This is a genomic window from Desulfurococcus sp., assembly GCF_038881575.1.
Lineage (GTDB): Archaea > Thermoproteota > Thermoprotei_A > Sulfolobales > Desulfurococcaceae > Desulfurococcus.
In genome coordinates this window covers 207,011-221,719 of record NZ_JAVZPN010000003.1, presented here as the reverse complement: position 1 = coordinate 221,719, position 14,709 = coordinate 207,011, and the positions used below count along the sequence as shown (strand labels likewise).

Here is a 14,709-nt window from a genome sequence, read left to right as displayed (position 1 = left end):
ATTTTTAAGCCATGTATTTATTATATTGAAGCGGGCGCCATGGCTAAATACGTGTTTGTAACTGGAGGAGTGTTATCCGGGCTTGGAAAAGGCATCGTGGCAGCATCAACAGGTCTACTTTTAAAGTCCATGGGCTACAGGGTTACAGCTATAAAGATAGATCCCTACTTAAACGTGGATGCCGGGACAATGAATCCCTATATGCATGGCGAGGTGTTTGTCACTGAGGATGGTGGGGAGACCGATCTAGATATAGGGCACTACGAGAGGTTCCTGGGTATAGAGTTATCTAGGAAGAATAATATTACGTCGGGACAGATATACTACAGCGTAATATCTAAGGAGAGGAAAGGAGAATATCTGGGGCAATGCGTCCAGATAATACCCCATGTAACCAATGAGATCAAGGAGAGAATACGGGAGGTTGCAAAGGAGCAGGGCGCTGATATAGCAATAGTTGAGATAGGGGGTACCGTGGGAGATATAGAAGGACTGCCATTCCTAGAAGCAGCTAGACAAATGAGGTTTGAGGAGGGAGCCTCGAACACGCTCTACATGCACGTCGCCCTGGCCCCTGTGTTATCAAGCGGTGAGATCAAGACCAAGCCTATCCAGCACAGTATACAGGAGCTTAGACGCATAGGTATACAGCCAGATATCGTGATAGCTAGATCCACCAGATCCCTGGATCCAGAAGCGAAATACAAGATCGCGTTATTCGGCAACATACCCGTTGAAGCCGTCTTCAGCAACCCGGATGTGGACCCAGTATATAGGGTTCCACTGGTCTTACATAGCGAGGGTTTATCAAGATACCTTGCCTCAAGACTGGGATTAGAATATAGGGAACCGGATCTAACCCGGTGGGCTGAAATCGTGGAAAAGCATTCAAATGCTTCACGCGTAGCCAGGATAGCTATGGTCGGCAAATACACTAAGATAAGGGATAGCTATATAAGCATTGTCGAGGCTCTACGGCATGCAGGCATATGGAGCAACACAAGAATTGAGCTTCAGTGGTTTGAAGCATCAGAGATAGAGGCTGGCAAGGTATCGGTTGATGAGATATTGAAGGCTGATGGAGCTGTGATACTCCCCGGCTTCGGGCGCCGTGGAAGCGAAGGCAAGATACGTGTTATCAAGGCATTCCGTGAAGCCGGTAAGCCTCTTCTAGGGATATGCTTCGGCATGCAGTTGATGGTTGTGGAGGCAGCTAGAAACATGGCTGGATTGGAAAACGCTAACAGTAGTGAGCTGGATCCTTCCACACCCTACCCTGTAATAGATATCCTCCCAGAGCAAAGGAACCTGAACCAGCTGGGTGGAACACTGAGGCTTGGCGCTAGAAAAATATTGATCGAGCCGGACAGCCTAGCCTGGAAGATCTACGGTGTTAGAGAGGTGTTCGAGAGGCATAGACACCGCTACGGGTTAAACCAGAGATATATCGACATACTCGAGAAAACCGGGTTAAGGATAACTGGCTGGAGCGAGGAGGGATACGCTGAGATAATAGAGTTAAAAGACAGTAATGTATTCTACTATGGGACGCAAGCCCACCCAGAGTTCAAGAGCAACCCATTGAAGCCGAGCCCAGTGTATAAATATTTCGTGGAATCCACAAGCCATTAATCACTAAATAAGCCTCCTTAACCATAATATAATAATGCCCCGATGAAAACCCGTCGGGAGACTACCCTCTGAGAGATGAAGAATCCCCTGGCTACGAGGGGCATTCACTTTCAATGAAATTTAAACCTCTTTAACTATATTTCTCTAATGGTGCCGGGGTGCCCGAGCGGTCTAAGGGGGTGGGCTCGAGACCCTTCCGGCTACACGTGGGAGACCCACTGCCCCTTCATGGGGCGCGCGGGTTCAAATCCCGCCCCCGGCGCCTTTGACTACTGTTTCGTTTTTCATATTGGTTTATGGTTATCGATGTCGATCAGGGAAGCTTATAAATAATTTCAGTTACAACTGAAAGCGTCGCCTTTTTAGGGCGGGGATGGTGAAAAGCTTGTAAGCTGAGTTCTCTACTATATTCTTTGAGAGAGCCTCGGTAGGCATGCTTCCAGCGTGGAATAGCCTTAGAGCTCGTGGAAACCAAGATGGAGGCCTGACTCCCTCGACTGCCCAGCAGATGACAGGTGTAACCCCGGAATAGATGTAGGGAACCAATGAACTACTCGGAAGGAAACCCACGTCCTCTTCAGGGCAGGGAGGAGGGCAGTTAAAATCATTAAGCCCAGTATCTATGAACAGATTTAAAACCGTGCCATGAATAATTGTGAAATAATGGTGCGGGGGTGCCCGAGCTTGGTCAAAGGGGTCGGGCTTAGGACCCGATGGCGTAGGCCTGCGTGGGTTCAAATCCCACCCCCCGCACTCCCTCGAAGTAGTGAATGATGCTAAATAATATATAGGTGAAGTGTTCCCCTTCCACAGTGTTTTTAGATATTTTCAATGTTTTCAACTCGGTGTGGACTGAAATGGTGTTTAGGGTTGTTTATGGTTGTCTGAGTTCTTTCAGGGCTGTGAGGTACGCGCTAGCTGTGTGCTATACTCTAGAAGGCTTTTTTAAGTCTTGAGGCTGCAAGCTTATTATCGGTGACCGCCTATTTCCGAGAACCGTGGCTGAACCACGGTGAGGGGGTAGAAACATTAGAGTGTAGCTTTCTGTATCGGTTTGCGTCTTTCTATACCTTTGAGAGCTATGAGGTAGGCTGATGCTGTGTGTCTATCTAATCCATGCTTCTTCATTGCTTTGCCGTGTTCTTTAGAGCTTGTAGTCCCTTTCGGGTCTATGTATGCTACGTCTATGGAGTATAGCGGTGCTTTGTATGATATTGTTTCTATAACTCTGTTTCTGAAGATGCTTACCTTGTAGTTGTAGTTTTGTGAACCTCTATCGCCGTTGCGTATCCAGTAGTAGCGTAGGTAGCCAACGACCTCCGGGTTTTCTAGTGCTATGAGGGATACCCCAGATCCCGAGTTTGTCGGGTTGGTTAAAAAATACTCGGCTAGACCTGTTGTGATCGGGAGCGGGAGTAATCCAGGTAACCTGAAGATGCTGATGAGTATGGCTGATGGAGTAATTGTAGGCTCATATATTAAAGGGTGGTAGGGCTGGAAATCCACTAGACCCCGAGAGAGCGAGGACATATATATATCGATGTTTAAAAACATTGTTAGCTAATATTTCCCTTCCCCGGAGCCGCTCCACTGGGATTTACAGCTTCGGTACTTTATAAACGGGTTCAATGAAGGGTTTTTTAAGTCTAGCGCAAGATTTATAAAGGTATATTCATAAGGAATATTTGTATGCACCTTAATGGGTGTTTTAACAATGTTTATAGATTCCACTACATCATCTCCTGAGTCATCCATGAATAGTGAGCCGAAGAAGCCTAAGTGCCCTCAGGACAAGATAGTATATGATGCAACACATGGAGAATACGTGTGCCAGGACACCGGCGAGGTAATAGAGGAGAAAGTGATAGATGAGAGGCCTGAATGGAGGGCTTTTACATCAGAGGAGAGGGGTAGACGCGCGAGGACAGGCGGCCCGGTCACAGCTACAGTCCATGATATGGGGTTTGCGACAACGATTGATTACACAGATAGGGATGCAGCAGGTAGAAGACTGACAGAGAAAAAACATGAGTTGGTTAAGCTAAGGAAGTGGCAGGCAAGGACGAGGATAATAACTAGTGTTGAAAGGAATCTAGCACAAGCAATGAACGAGTTGGATCGGTTATCAGATATATTGAACCTACCCTCATACGTTAAGGAGGAAGCAGCTAGAATATATCGTAATGCAGTTGAAAAGGGAATAGTTAGAGGCAGAAGTATTGAGAGTATAATAGCTGCTACAATATATCTTGCATGCAGAGAAATGAAGGTACCGCGTTCGCTTGATGAGATAACAAGACATACCAGGGTGAACAGGAAGGAGATAGCCAGATGCTATAGGCTCCTATTAAGGGAGCTACGTATAAAAGTTGCTACAACCGATCCGGTGGACTACGTCCCTAGGATTGTGCATGGATTAGGGCTTCCTGGGCAGGCAGTTAAAATAGCTATCGAGATAATTAATAAGGCGAAGGAACAGGGTGTGACGGGTGGAAAGGACCCGGCTGGATTAGCAGCTGCAGCAGTATACATCGCTGCTGAGCAACTGGGGGAGAAGAGGACCCAGAAAGAGATAGCACATGTGGCAGGAGTGACGGAGGTAACTGTGAGGAACAGGTATAAGGAACTCGCGAAAATACTTGGACTAGAGTATGAATAAACCACAGATGTTTCACAGACTCTAGAAAACCGGCATTAAGTGGTGAATAACGTAGGATGGGTTAAAAATAGTTTATTCAGTATTTCAACCCTAGTCTATAACTAATATGTTTTCAGGAGGTATCCCGAATTCCTCTATCAGGATCTGTTTTACTCTATGCCTGTGATCTCCCTGGAGCTCTATCCTCCCTTCTTTGAATGTGCCACCAGTGGCTAGCTTCGTCTTCAATGCTTTCGCAACCTGCTTGAGGAATTCCTTATCGTTTGGTAATCCATCTATAATGGTTACTGCCTTACCGAATTTTCTCGTATCAAGCCTTATCTTGACAAGCGACTGCTCTATGCCTGATTGCTCGCAGAGCTCTGGTGGTAGCCCACCACATATTGATTCATCTATCTTCTCATCCATTGCCTACTCCATCACCAACTCAACGATTCCAATTAGAAAATATGTAGAGGGAGGTTTTAAAGCCTTTGAACATTATACTGGTGTATGGTGGGCTAGCATGGTTAAATATAAATGTGGTAGATGCGGGTATGTATTTGACGAGGAGGAGATGAAGAGGATCTTCGGTAAACAAGTTAAATGCCCTAACTGCACATATGAGATAGTATACAAGGTTGCAAGACCATATAGAATCATTAAAGCTATTTAGCCCTAGTAGATCTACCTCCCACCCCTGGCTAATGCAGCTAGCTCAAATACTAGTTTACCAGCTAGTATACTTGTAACATCGTTTACGTCGACCAGCGGGTTCACTTCAACTATATCAAATCCTACCAGGCGACTCGACGACCCCACTATTTTCTTTAACAGTCCAAGTAATTGTAGAGGGGTTAACCCGAAAGGCTCCGGGTTCCCCACGCCAGGCGCATATGATGGATCAATGACATCCATGTCTATGCTTATATATACCCTCCCTAACTCCACTGCTTCCACTGTTTTTTCAAGGACGTCTAGAACTGAGTATACCTTGATGTTTTTCAAGGTTTTCAAGTACTCCAACTCCTCGCCGCTATAGGCTCTGGAGCCTATATGTATAACTCTCACCCCTTTCTCAACTAGTCTTCTAAGGAATGAGGCGTGATTTAATCTAGAGCCAAGGTATTCATCCCTTAGATCGAGATGTGCATCGAAAACCACTAGGGTGTCAATGCTGTCCATTAGCCCGTTTACAATCGGGTAGGTGATTAAGTGTTCCCCTCCTAAGAAACCAAGGGGTATCCCCTGGTACTCCCTCCGAGCCCCCTCGGCAACGCTTTGTATTATTGATAGAGATTTCTCTACATCCCCGGGTGGCAGGATAATGTTTCCCAAGTCAATGAAGCCCTCGCTCTCCATGATTTTCCCGGTTGACAAACTATAGAACTCGATGTTACATGACGCGTTCCTTATATAGTCCGGTGCGAATCTCGAACCAGGCTTATATGTTGATGTGTAATCCATGGGTACGCCGATTAATACCCCTATATTACTACTGGACTCCATACAGGCGAACTTCACGGATTCCTGTAGTAGTAGCCTCCAATTCATGTCAACCACCACTTAAACGAATATTTAAGGTGAACGCGTTATTTAAAATCCAAGTACAAGGGGATCGAGTTGAGTAATGGAGAAGAGATATATGGTAACATAATGGAATTAGCGAAGAAACGCGGTATATTCTGGGGGAGCTTCGATATATATGGCGGGTTAGCGGGCTTCTATGATTTCGGTCCGGTTGGAGTACTCCTTAAGAGGAATTTAATCAACCTATGGTTGAAGACCTTCGTATACTCTAATGACCTGGTTGTGGAGATTGAAACACCGATAATTAACCCTAGGATAGTATTTAAGGCAAGTGGTCACGAGGAAAGCTTCATGGATCCTGTTGTAGAATGCCTTAAATGCGGTAGAGTATACAGAGCTGATCACCTGGTTAAGGAGGCAGCACACATAGATGTAGAGGGTTTAAGCCCCGAGGAAATACACAGTGTTATCCTGAGAAACAATATCAAGTGCCCCGAGTGCGGTGGTGATCTAGGCAAGCCCTTCTATACCCTCCTATTGTTTAAAACAGAGATAGGCCCATACAAGGGGGAAACAGGCTACCTCAGGCCCGAGAACGCCCAAGGGATGTTCATAAATTTCGCGAATATCCTCAGAGTAGCTAGAAACAGGCTTCCACTAGGCATAGCACAGGTTGGCAAGGTTGCTAGAAACGAGATATCGCCGCGTCAAGGGTTACTCAGGCTCAGGGAGTTCACTATAATGGAGCTTGAGTTCTTCTTCGATCCAGAAGAGGCGGGAGAGGCAAGTGGGTACATTAATAGCATTGCAGATGTAAAAGTGAGAGTGCTCACTGGTGAAGCTAGACTAAGGGGTGTGGAAGAACCAGCTGAATATACTATTAGAGAACTAGTTGAGAAGCAGGTAGTTAAAACCCCGTGGCTTGCCTACTGGATTGGTTTAGGAGAGGTGTTTGCGAGAAGACTTGGAATACCACATGAAAAGATCAGGTTCATCGAGAAGCTGCCTCATGAAAGAGCCCATTACTCCCAGCAGACATTCGACCAAGAAGTATACACCGAGAAATATGGATGGATAGAGATAGCTGGATACGCGTATAGAACGACATATGATTTAAGCAGGCATATACAGTATAGTAAAGCAGACCTAACGTTCTTTAAACACTATGAGAAACCGGTTGAAAGAATTGTCTTAAAAGCATACCCTGATCCAGGTAAAATAAAAGACCTCTATGGCGAGGAAAAAGGAAGAATAATGGAAAGACTAGCCCAGAAAACCCCTGAGGAGATTTATAGAGAGCTGGCTGAAAAGGGATATATCGAAGTAGAAGGACTTAAGATACCTAGCGAGGCCTTCATAGTAAAGCGGGAAAGGGAGAAAATACATGGAGAGAAAATCATTCCACACGTCGTAGAACCATCATTCGGTGTTGAGAGGCTCCTATATATAGTCCTTGAATACTCGTACACAGTGAGAGATGGTAAGACAGTTCTAAAACTACCGGCATACCTAGCCCCCTATCATGTAGCAGTATTCCCATTGGTAACAGGTAAAAAGCAAGAGCATATGAGGATAGTGGAAATAGCTAGAAACATATATAGAAGACTCATTGCAAGAGGATTCAGAGTTATCTACGATGACGACGGAAGCATCGGTAGGAGATATGCCAGGGTCGATGAGATAGGCGTCCCATACGCTGTAACAGTAGACTACCAGACCCTGGAAGACGGCACAGTAACTGTGAGAGATAGAGATAGTACTCTCCAGGAGAGAGTAAAGATCGATGAGCTCGAGAAATACCTGCTCACGAAATACGGGTTCCAGCCTGACTTACTTACTCCTTAACCAGCATTCGTGTTTTTAAGGTTGAACACGGTATATCTCAATATAATGGTGATTGAATGGAGCAGTCCCCCAGTGGAGGAGAAAAGGAAACAGGTACGCAACAGAAAGTCGACGTCTCCAAGTTGGTCTCAATAGTTCCACCAGCCTCTGAGTTAAAGAAGAAAGAAAAGAAGCTGACTGAGAAAAGGGTTAGGATAAGGTTTGATCGGACGCTGAACGAGGCAATAGCTAAAATACCCTCAGCCCTTGCATCAATGCTGGGCATAAAGAATGATGAGCGGGTTGAAGTAGTGGTGGCCGGTAGGAAAAGATTCGAGTTTAAGGCACTAATCTTCGAGTCCACCGATGAAAACATTGTCTACGTATATCCAGGAGAAATAGAGAAAAACGGTGTTGCAGATAATAGTATTGCAACAATAAGGAAAGCCGGCTGAGATGATAATCTAAATGCATTTAAATGAATTAGCCTCATTAATAAGAACCCTTGTCGATGACTATGAGAAGCTTATAGACCAGGGGAAGATCCTTAAAAGCCTGTATGATAAGGAACAGGTTGACTTATTCATCTCAGAAGCCAGCAAACTGCTTGATTCCTCGGCACGCATCCTACCAGAGGCTAAATTAGTTGTAAGTACCCATAGCTTGGAAGATGTTACAGTTAAACATATATCAGTGTACTATAGGATGTTAAAACTTATCAGTATAAGATACATTGTGGATCTCCTAGAGGAAGCCTTACCGGTCTACCAGGGGATGCCAGAGGTATTAAGCGAGCTTCAGAGGCTTTTAGCCGGGTTCAAGAAGCTGGAGGACACTCTTTAATCTTCACGATCCTACCCTTCACATATCTATACCGTGCTCCAGTCACCTCAACTATCACTAAACAACCATTCAGACCCCTCCTGGCTATCCGGCCCAGAAATATCACTGGTCCATGTTTAACTGGATATCCATAGACTCTGCCACCGCTTTCAATTATGAATGCCTCTACATGCTTACCCAGGATTTCCTTTTTCTGCATAGTGTTATACCTTCTTACGGCGGCTTTCAACCTGGCTATCCATTCCTCCACGCCACGTTCTTCGGGTGGTATTTTTTCAAAAGCTGTATATGGGAGGGGAGTATACTTGTAGAGAGTTATTTTTTCAACGCCTGCCCTACCTAGTTCGTTAACAGTTTTGAGTGTCTCCTCATATATCTTCCCGCTGGCGAAGGGCAGGCTATGCATTAGGTATACGTAGGGTCTAAGCGAGTTCTTCTTTAAGAGCCTTACCGCGTTTACTACGTCAGCTACTTTTATGGGTTTCCCTAATACCTTGTCATTATATGCATCACTACCGGTTTCAAGCCCTATATGCACTGTTGTCCCAGGCAGGTATTTTCCCAGTATTTTAGCTACTTCATCGTTGACCAGGCATGCCTTGATATTCTCAATCATGACCACGACTCTACCCTGGGACACTGGTTTCAACGCGTTGAGACGTGATAGTAACTCCTCGATAGCTTCAGTGTTCGCTGGTGGGTTACATGGATTAGTTAAAGGCCCATTTACGAGTAAATCCCTCCCATAGTCTAGGATATCCGGGGCGCTTAACACTATCCTACGTGCACCATGCTCGATTAACTCTTCTACTTCTTTCACTATACTGTCAACACTCCTCGACCTAGCTGGACCAAACATTGAGGGAACACTGCAAAAACTACAACCAGGCGGGATATTGGCTGGGCAGTTAGCCCGTTCCTCGTTCATACTGCTTCTACAGTTTCCGCAGAATATGCAACCTATGCTCCCCACCATAGGGCGCGTGAAATTACTGCATCCCCGCACGGCTTCCACATATACTCTGTAAACCTGTGGATAGTCGAGCATTTCATCTATCCGTGTCCAGGGTTTGATAGAGGATAAAACATCGCTGGGGGTGTGTATGTGCCTAGTCGTTAAGGTGACTAACCCATTATCTCTAAAACCTAGCGCTGGAACCTCGTGTTTACTACACCTGCCCTCAACTACGCATTCCATAAATCTTTGAAGAGGTATCTCGGCTTCACCAACTATAACGTAGTCGATGTCGAACCTCTTCAATAACTCGCCGTATTCAAAGCCAACTGGTCCCCCCACAGTAATTACTGCTGAGGGATTAACTCTTCTAATATACCCTATGACTTTACCCAGAGCTCCCTTATCACTGCTCATTGCTGATAGAAAGATATGGGTAGCGCTTCTGACGACGTCCTTACTACCTATGGCTTTTTCGTATGGTATGAGTAATGTCTCGTATTTTTCAGAAAGCATGCCGGCTACTACTCGTGGACCTGCACCCACGACATCATGTGTTGAATACCTTTTACCCGTGGACCTGGCAAGTACATCGATAACTAGCATCCTCATTTTTCCAGCCTCGCCTAGATAATATTCTTGGATATAGAGCATTATAGCGGTGCATTATCCTTGGAAAAGCTCTTGAAAAAGCCAGGTAGCTTCGACCCCTATGATATCTACTAACTCGTTAACATTGGATTGCTTAGCGTTCAAGGAAAGTATGTTTTAACCGGTCTTATCACCTTATGAAGTCGCTTACATCATAGTCTTCGAACTGCTTCATTTGCCTAAACATTTCTTCATCACTGCTCTGCTTAATCTTTCTCTCCAATGCCTTGGCGCATCTACCATCTGGTAGTAATGAATTCAACCTGCATGATGCATATTGGCACTCACCGTTGATACAATCCCCGCCTATTAATCTACATTGTGCAACGCGGATCATTTTTCCCCTTATAGACTTGGATGTTATCATTAAGGCGTTCTTGTTGCAAGTGAAAAATGGACATAGAGGATTACATTTATCACCTATAGGCTGCGGCTCCAACCTCTTCTCCTCGAGGTGTTGGAAACGGGTTGATGCATAACTACCATGATGCCCTGTTTTCTCGTACCTAGCTCCTCTACCTTCGTAGTGGCGTCGGTCTTCACTCCTCCATCGCTCACTACTGGTGTTATTCAACTAGGCACACCTCATGATTCACTATTATCAGCTACATTATCCCTTGTTAACATTTAATGTTGAAAAATGTTTTTAAGGCTCACACAGGCTCAGACCCATGCTTATATCTCATTATCTCACCAGGTATATGTTTAGAAGTGATTCGCTAGCACCATTGCACACTCGTTAAAGAAGCCTTATTGCTAAATACCCTCCTAAACCGTTTCCAACCTACGGTTTTATTGTCTCAGTAGGCGGAGAATGGTTGGCCATAGCCGGGATCCAGTTTAGCTATGGTTTCCACCAGTCGAGTAGGTGGTACACTATGTTGTTCCCAGTATAGATTGCTATGATAAGTTTCTTTCTCACAGAGTGGAGTAATCTACCCATCCTTACTAATTCCATTGGATCTATGATCTCATCTGTCCTGAAAACTTGAAGCCCGAAGGGCGCGTGATCTATGCCAGGTCCATGCCTATATACTAAGTAGTCGCAACCGAATTTAAGCCCTCTTCTCGGTATCAAGCCATGGCTACGTAGGTCGTTATATACGGCGTATAATTCCTCGAACCTCGGTATCTTTCCAACAGCTATACTATATAAATCCCCTGCATTCAGTGAGGAGTCGCCTTGGAAAACCCTTATTCTACCCATCTTAAGAAGGTAGAGAGCTTCTATCAGGGAGAGCTCTAAAGGGGCGCTTATGCTTCTATCCTTCGGCTTGGATACGCCGAGGAAGGAACCATAATATCCATCCCAGTATATCTTAGAAGCGCATTTGGGATCGGGAATTATAACCCTGTTATGTAGTAAATATCCCTGGCACTCCTCTACTTCATTTACCTCGTCACGGTTCTCACTAGTGCTAGATAACGTATTTCCTCACCGAGATTCTTGAGTAGGTCGCTGAGCTCTTCAATATATTCTATTAAATCCTTTAAAACCATCAATCCAGCTACGGAGCTAGAGTAGGCCTCATATACTTTGAATATAGACTCCCTAAATATGTTGTCCACCTCATCCTCTAGTTTCAACACCTCGTCAACATGCTCCATGGATTTTCTTGGATGCGTTGACAGTTTTTGTAGTGAGTCCTGTATTAGGTTAACCTGTTGTCTAACCTTCCCTATCATTGTTTGAAGCGTGGTAACCAGGTCGTTGTTTATACTGATATTGTTTTTAGATGCTATGAGTATCCTGTACGCTACGCTGTCCACGTGTTGTATGAATCTATCTATGGTTCTAACCATCTCTATATAGCTCCTCGAATACATCATTACCTCGCTATTCTTAACCAGGTACTCCATCAACATTATTTTCATCTCCTCTCCACGATGCTTAATAGACCTTACCCTCTCATACATCTTCTCGACATCAGGGCTTGGAGAATACTGGTTCATCAAGGCCGTTAACACTGAGACCTGATCACTCACAATAGACATCATGTTACCTAGGTACTCTATAGCCGTCAACTCAGCCAGCGAACCTCTCTCAGGGCCCTCGCTCACCACTAACCCCCTTTCATCTCGGTCAAGATAAATCATTGTATAAAGGGTATTTAAGTAATTTGGGAGTCAATAACATCAGCATGCATATAGATCAAGCAGTGGGGCAAAAATAGTGTTTAAGGTCATTTATGGTTGTTTCAGTCCTTTTAGTGTTATTAACTTAATTACTTCACCGTGTTCTTTAGGAAAACTTATTAGGTATTTGCATAAACATAGTTAGTGAAGTGGGGATGAACTCTGTGAGCCATGCGGGGGGGGGGGGACTCTTAGTGAACCGCCTCTCCGCCGAGGAGAGTGTGGTGAAACCCTAGGCAACTAGGGTAGATGCACTCCCACACGCGGGGAGGAGGGGATGGGAAGCCGTGATGAACCCGAGGATGACCATAAACTGCCCTAACCTACCACTCTCGGGTAAACGGCTAACTAACGTCCCCATCTCTTATAGAGATTATGTTCTACATGTAATGCGTCGAGTATCTTCCCAACTATGAAGTCGGTGATATCCTCTATGCTTTTAGGCTTAATATAAAAGCCTGGTGAGGCAGGCATTACTACCGCGCCAGCCATTGCTAGTCTATATAGGTTAAATAAATCTATACTGGAAAGCGGGGTTTCCCTAAAGACTAACACTAGTTTATTTCTTAGACGCAATACTGCACTAGCTGTTCTCGTGACTAGATTATCTTGGATGCCATTAGCTATCTTAGCAATCGTGTTCATTGAGGCAGGCACTATAACCATGTCTGTAAACACTAGATTACTACTGCTGGCTAGCTCCGATGAAAAATCATTTTCAGGGTAAACTGCCTTAACACCATTTAAGCCCTTGAGGAACTCTAAAAGATCTAAGCCCTCCTCATATAAAGCCACTTTAACAGCGTTAAAGGTGTAAACCACGTAGACCTCACTATACTTGTTTTTAAACACATTTATTTTCTTAAGCAACCTCAACCCGTACGAGATACCACTTGCCCCAGTTAAGGCGATAATAAGTGAGGAGCCTACCATTATCCATCAATCCTGCGCGGGGTCATCACATACTCAGACCTTTCGAGCCCTATCATCTAATGTTAATTACGTGTTTCATGCTTATTAAGCTGTTCCATGTATCTATAACAATAGCATACCGTTCACCTGAGAGCAGTTGTTCAGATTGTTTTATGATTGGTTTATGGCCGCAGCCCCGGGTTCATTACGGTCTCATCGAGCTCCCTCTCATGGTCCCCCATGGATCTTGGAACTAGAGTCCACCAAATAAATTCGTAGTCTCTAAGATTAAGAATTATAATCCTTCCCAAGCACACAGCACTAACCCACATTACAACCCTAAAAACCATGAACACTGCTTCTGCCTCCTAACCTTCTCACTTCTTGGCTGAAAGGTCTTCATGCTGTAGGAGTGATGGTTTTTAAAGGAGTCATTATCGCAGTTATTAAGCGGGGTCGAATTGAGGATCATACTTATAATTGGTGGAAACGGGCTCTCGGAAATAACTGCTGAAACACTGCTTCAAGCGATTAAAGCAGTAGAGCTCTCAACCGGTGTGAAACTAGATGTGGAAATTATACAGGACGAGGAAGTAGTGTACCCTGTTATAAAAATCAATGATCTAAGCCCTATAGTAGTTAAGAGCCCACCTGATATCAGGGATCTGGTAAGGATTATTAGGGCTAACGTTGAGATCCGTGAACTGGTTCAGGATACTGAAATACCTACTACTTCCCGTAGTCAAGCTATAAGCAAAGCTTCATCCTCCTAGCTTGGAAGTAGTCGATGACTTCTCATTGATACTACTGGATATTACTGCGGCTTGTTCTACTCCTGCATTGCAATGTATCTACGTGTCTTTAATACTTTATCAGGGTATACGACTATGCCTTTATCCGTTATCTCCATTAAATGTCTCTTCATGCTGTGACTTGTTCCACGCATCTTCCAAACTATTATGCTCCTAACTAGTTCTCCATCTATTTCATCAAGGTCTAGTCTCACTATTCCATCAGCCGCGTGCTCAACACCCGGACCCCCGAATCCCCTCTCGGTCACTGATACCTGTGAAACAAGAAGGCTCGTGGTCCCCATTCCAGACAATACCTTCTTTAATTGAAGCACCACGTTTCTGGCTATTGAGGGCTTTAACAGGTATAGTGTTGAAACACTGTCAACAACGACTCTCTGGGCATTAATCTCCCTGATCGCCGTCCTCAATACATCAATCAACTCCTCGACACTATCAGTATCCTTCACAACATACTTCTCCCGCTTAGCTGCTTCACCAACCCCACCGGTAAAAGCATCTATCACAGCGAACTTGCCCTCCTGCTCGTATTGGCGGACATCCCATCCAAAATTCTTCATGTTGATGCGTACCTGTACAGGGTGCTCCTCGAGTGCGACATATATGCCTGGCTCGCCGAGTTGCAACCCGTTCCAGAGGAATTGTGAAGCAAGTATCGTTTTCCCTGTACCCGGCCCCCCGCTTAACAGTACTATGTTTCTCTTTGGTATACCTCCATTAAGGATATCGTCTAAGCCAGGTATCCCTGTTTTAACTCTCTCCACCATAATGATCAC

General features: G+C 44.8%; 15 protein-coding genes, 2 tRNA genes and 1 pseudogene. 10 read left to right on the top strand and 8 right to left on the bottom strand.

The features are described 5' to 3' along the window. The first annotated feature begins 39 nt into the window (after window positions 1-39). From QXV08_RS04675 to QXV08_RS04650, 5 genes are all read left to right on the top strand, one after another. Window positions 40-1,632 (top strand): CTP synthase, encoded by a 1,593-nt coding sequence (locus QXV08_RS04675; RefSeq protein WP_342786454.1) that lies wholly within the window; start codon window positions 40-42, stop codon window positions 1,630-1,632. 152 nt (window positions 1,633-1,784) lie between these two features. Next, window positions 1,785-1,894 (top strand) — tRNA-Ser (locus QXV08_RS04670). A 406-nt stretch (window positions 1,895-2,300) separates the two neighbouring features. Beyond that, a tRNA-Leu gene (locus QXV08_RS04665) sits at window positions 2,301-2,385 on the top strand. 583 nt (window positions 2,386-2,968) lie between these two features. Beyond that, a complete protein-coding gene (locus tag QXV08_RS04655; protein ID WP_342786469.1) occupies window positions 2,969-3,124 on the top strand; it encodes a BtpA/SgcQ family protein in 156 nt (51 codons plus the stop codon). A 207-nt stretch (window positions 3,125-3,331) separates the two neighbouring features. Further along, entirely contained in the window at window positions 3,332-4,291 is a 960-nt protein-coding gene (locus QXV08_RS04650; protein WP_404991004.1) for a transcription initiation factor IIB, read from the top strand. 90 nt (window positions 4,292-4,381) lie between these two features. Here QXV08_RS04650 and yciH read toward each other — a convergent pair whose 3' ends face one another. Next, window positions 4,382-4,699 (bottom strand): stress response translation initiation inhibitor YciH, encoded by a 318-nt coding sequence (gene yciH, locus QXV08_RS04645; protein ID WP_012607726.1) that lies wholly within the window; start codon window positions 4,697-4,699, stop codon window positions 4,382-4,384. Between the two features lie 97 nt (window positions 4,700-4,796). On the opposite strand from yciH, the gene QXV08_RS04640 reads away from it, so the two are divergent. After that, window positions 4,797-4,946, top strand: coding sequence for a hypothetical protein (locus QXV08_RS04640; RefSeq protein ID WP_014766970.1), 150 nt, complete (start codon window positions 4,797-4,799; stop codon window positions 4,944-4,946). Window positions 4,947-4,957: 11 nt separating this feature from the next. Here the strand turns inward: QXV08_RS04640 and speB are convergent, their stop codons facing one another. After that, window positions 4,958-5,824 carry an agmatinase gene (gene speB / locus QXV08_RS04635; RefSeq protein ID WP_342786453.1) on the bottom strand — a complete coding sequence of 289 codons (867 nt, stop codon included), beginning with the start codon at window positions 5,822-5,824 and terminating at the stop codon, window positions 4,958-4,960. A gap of 69 nt (window positions 5,825-5,893) precedes the next feature. Here speB and glyS point away from each other — a divergent pair, with 69 nt between their 5' ends. Genes glyS through QXV08_RS04620 form a run of 3 tightly spaced genes read left to right on the top strand, consistent with a single transcriptional unit; the run spans window position 5,894 to window position 8,467 of the window. After that, window positions 5,894-7,645, top strand: a complete 1,752-nt coding sequence (gene glyS, locus QXV08_RS04630; protein ID WP_342786452.1) for a glycine--tRNA ligase — start codon at window positions 5,894-5,896, stop codon at window positions 7,643-7,645. 56 nt (window positions 7,646-7,701) lie between these two features. Further along, window positions 7,702-8,079 (top strand): hypothetical protein, encoded by a 378-nt coding sequence (locus QXV08_RS04625; protein WP_342786451.1) that lies wholly within the window; start codon window positions 7,702-7,704, stop codon window positions 8,077-8,079. A 13-nt stretch (window positions 8,080-8,092) separates the two neighbouring features. Beyond that, complete coding sequence (locus tag QXV08_RS04620; protein WP_342786450.1) at window positions 8,093-8,467, top strand: hypothetical protein; 375 nt, start codon at window positions 8,093-8,095, stop codon at window positions 8,465-8,467. Here the strand turns inward: QXV08_RS04620 and QXV08_RS04615 are convergent. The 5 genes and pseudogenes from QXV08_RS04615 to QXV08_RS04595 all read right to left on the bottom strand — a co-directional run bounded on the left by QXV08_RS04615 (window position 8,442) and on the right by QXV08_RS04595 (window position 13,142). Then, window positions 8,442-10,034 carry a radical SAM protein gene (locus tag QXV08_RS04615; protein ID WP_342786449.1) on the bottom strand — a complete coding sequence of 531 codons (1,593 nt, stop codon included), beginning with the start codon at window positions 10,032-10,034 and terminating at the stop codon, window positions 8,442-8,444. The genes QXV08_RS04620 and QXV08_RS04615 overlap by 26 nt on opposite strands. Before the next feature lie 169 nt (window positions 10,035-10,203). Then, window positions 10,204-10,647, bottom strand: coding sequence for a hypothetical protein (locus tag QXV08_RS04610; protein ID WP_342786448.1), 444 nt, complete (start codon window positions 10,645-10,647; stop codon window positions 10,204-10,206). A gap of 270 nt (window positions 10,648-10,917) precedes the next feature. Then, window positions 10,918-11,436, bottom strand: a pseudogene (gene endA / locus QXV08_RS04605) (tRNA-intron lyase); the annotation flags it as partial. Window positions 11,437-11,465: 29 nt separating this feature from the next. Beyond that, on the bottom strand, window positions 11,466-12,134 hold the full coding sequence (locus QXV08_RS04600) for a DUF47 family protein (RefSeq protein ID WP_342786447.1): 669 nt from the start codon (window positions 12,132-12,134) through the stop codon (window positions 11,466-11,468). 423 nt (window positions 12,135-12,557) lie between these two features. After that, window positions 12,558-13,142 (bottom strand): UbiX family flavin prenyltransferase, encoded by a 585-nt coding sequence (locus QXV08_RS04595; protein WP_342786446.1) that lies wholly within the window; start codon window positions 13,140-13,142, stop codon window positions 12,558-12,560. Window positions 13,143-13,582: 440 nt separating this feature from the next. Here QXV08_RS04595 and QXV08_RS04590 point away from each other — a divergent pair, with 440 nt between their 5' ends. Continuing rightward, entirely contained in the window at window positions 13,583-13,894 is a 312-nt protein-coding gene (locus QXV08_RS04590) for a hypothetical protein (RefSeq protein ID WP_342786445.1), read from the top strand. A gap of 56 nt (window positions 13,895-13,950) precedes the next feature. On the opposite strand, the gene QXV08_RS04585 is transcribed toward QXV08_RS04590, so the two are convergent. Continuing rightward, the gene (locus QXV08_RS04585; RefSeq protein WP_342786444.1) at window positions 13,951-14,700 is read right to left on the bottom strand and encodes a KaiC domain-containing protein; all 750 of its coding nucleotides are present in this window, start codon (window positions 14,698-14,700) and stop codon (window positions 13,951-13,953) included. Window positions 14,701-14,709 lie beyond the last annotated feature (9 nt).

What these genes read in the sequence shown, in the direction of transcription:
- QXV08_RS04675 (WP_342786454.1), top strand. Translation starts at nt 40, where the DNA reads ATGGCTAAATACGTGTTTGTAACTGGAGGAGTGTTATCCGGGCTTGGA.
- QXV08_RS04655 (WP_342786469.1), top strand. Translation starts at nt 2,969, where the DNA reads ATGAGGGATACCCCAGATCCCGAGTTTGTCGGGTTGGTTAAAAAATAC.
- QXV08_RS04650 (WP_404991004.1), top strand. Translation starts at nt 3,332, where the DNA reads ATGGGTGTTTTAACAATGTTTATAGATTCCACTACATCATCTCCTGAG.
- yciH (WP_012607726.1), bottom strand. Translation starts at nt 4,699, where the DNA reads ATGGATGAGAAGATAGATGAATCAATATGTGGTGGGCTACCACCAGAG.
- QXV08_RS04640 (WP_014766970.1), top strand. Translation starts at nt 4,797, where the DNA reads ATGGTTAAATATAAATGTGGTAGATGCGGGTATGTATTTGACGAGGAG.
- speB (WP_342786453.1), bottom strand. Translation starts at nt 5,824, where the DNA reads ATGAATTGGAGGCTACTACTACAGGAATCCGTGAAGTTCGCCTGTATG.
- QXV08_RS04625 (WP_342786451.1), top strand. Translation starts at nt 7,702, where the DNA reads ATGGAGCAGTCCCCCAGTGGAGGAGAAAAGGAAACAGGTACGCAACAG.
- QXV08_RS04620 (WP_342786450.1), top strand. Translation starts at nt 8,093, where the DNA reads ATGCATTTAAATGAATTAGCCTCATTAATAAGAACCCTTGTCGATGAC.
- QXV08_RS04615 (WP_342786449.1), bottom strand. Translation starts at nt 10,034, where the DNA reads ATGAGGATGCTAGTTATCGATGTACTTGCCAGGTCCACGGGTAAAAGG.
- QXV08_RS04595 (WP_342786446.1), bottom strand. Translation starts at nt 13,142, where the DNA reads ATGGTAGGCTCCTCACTTATTATCGCCTTAACTGGGGCAAGTGGTATC.
- QXV08_RS04585 (WP_342786444.1), bottom strand. Translation starts at nt 14,700, where the DNA reads ATGGTGGAGAGAGTTAAAACAGGGATACCTGGCTTAGACGATATCCTT.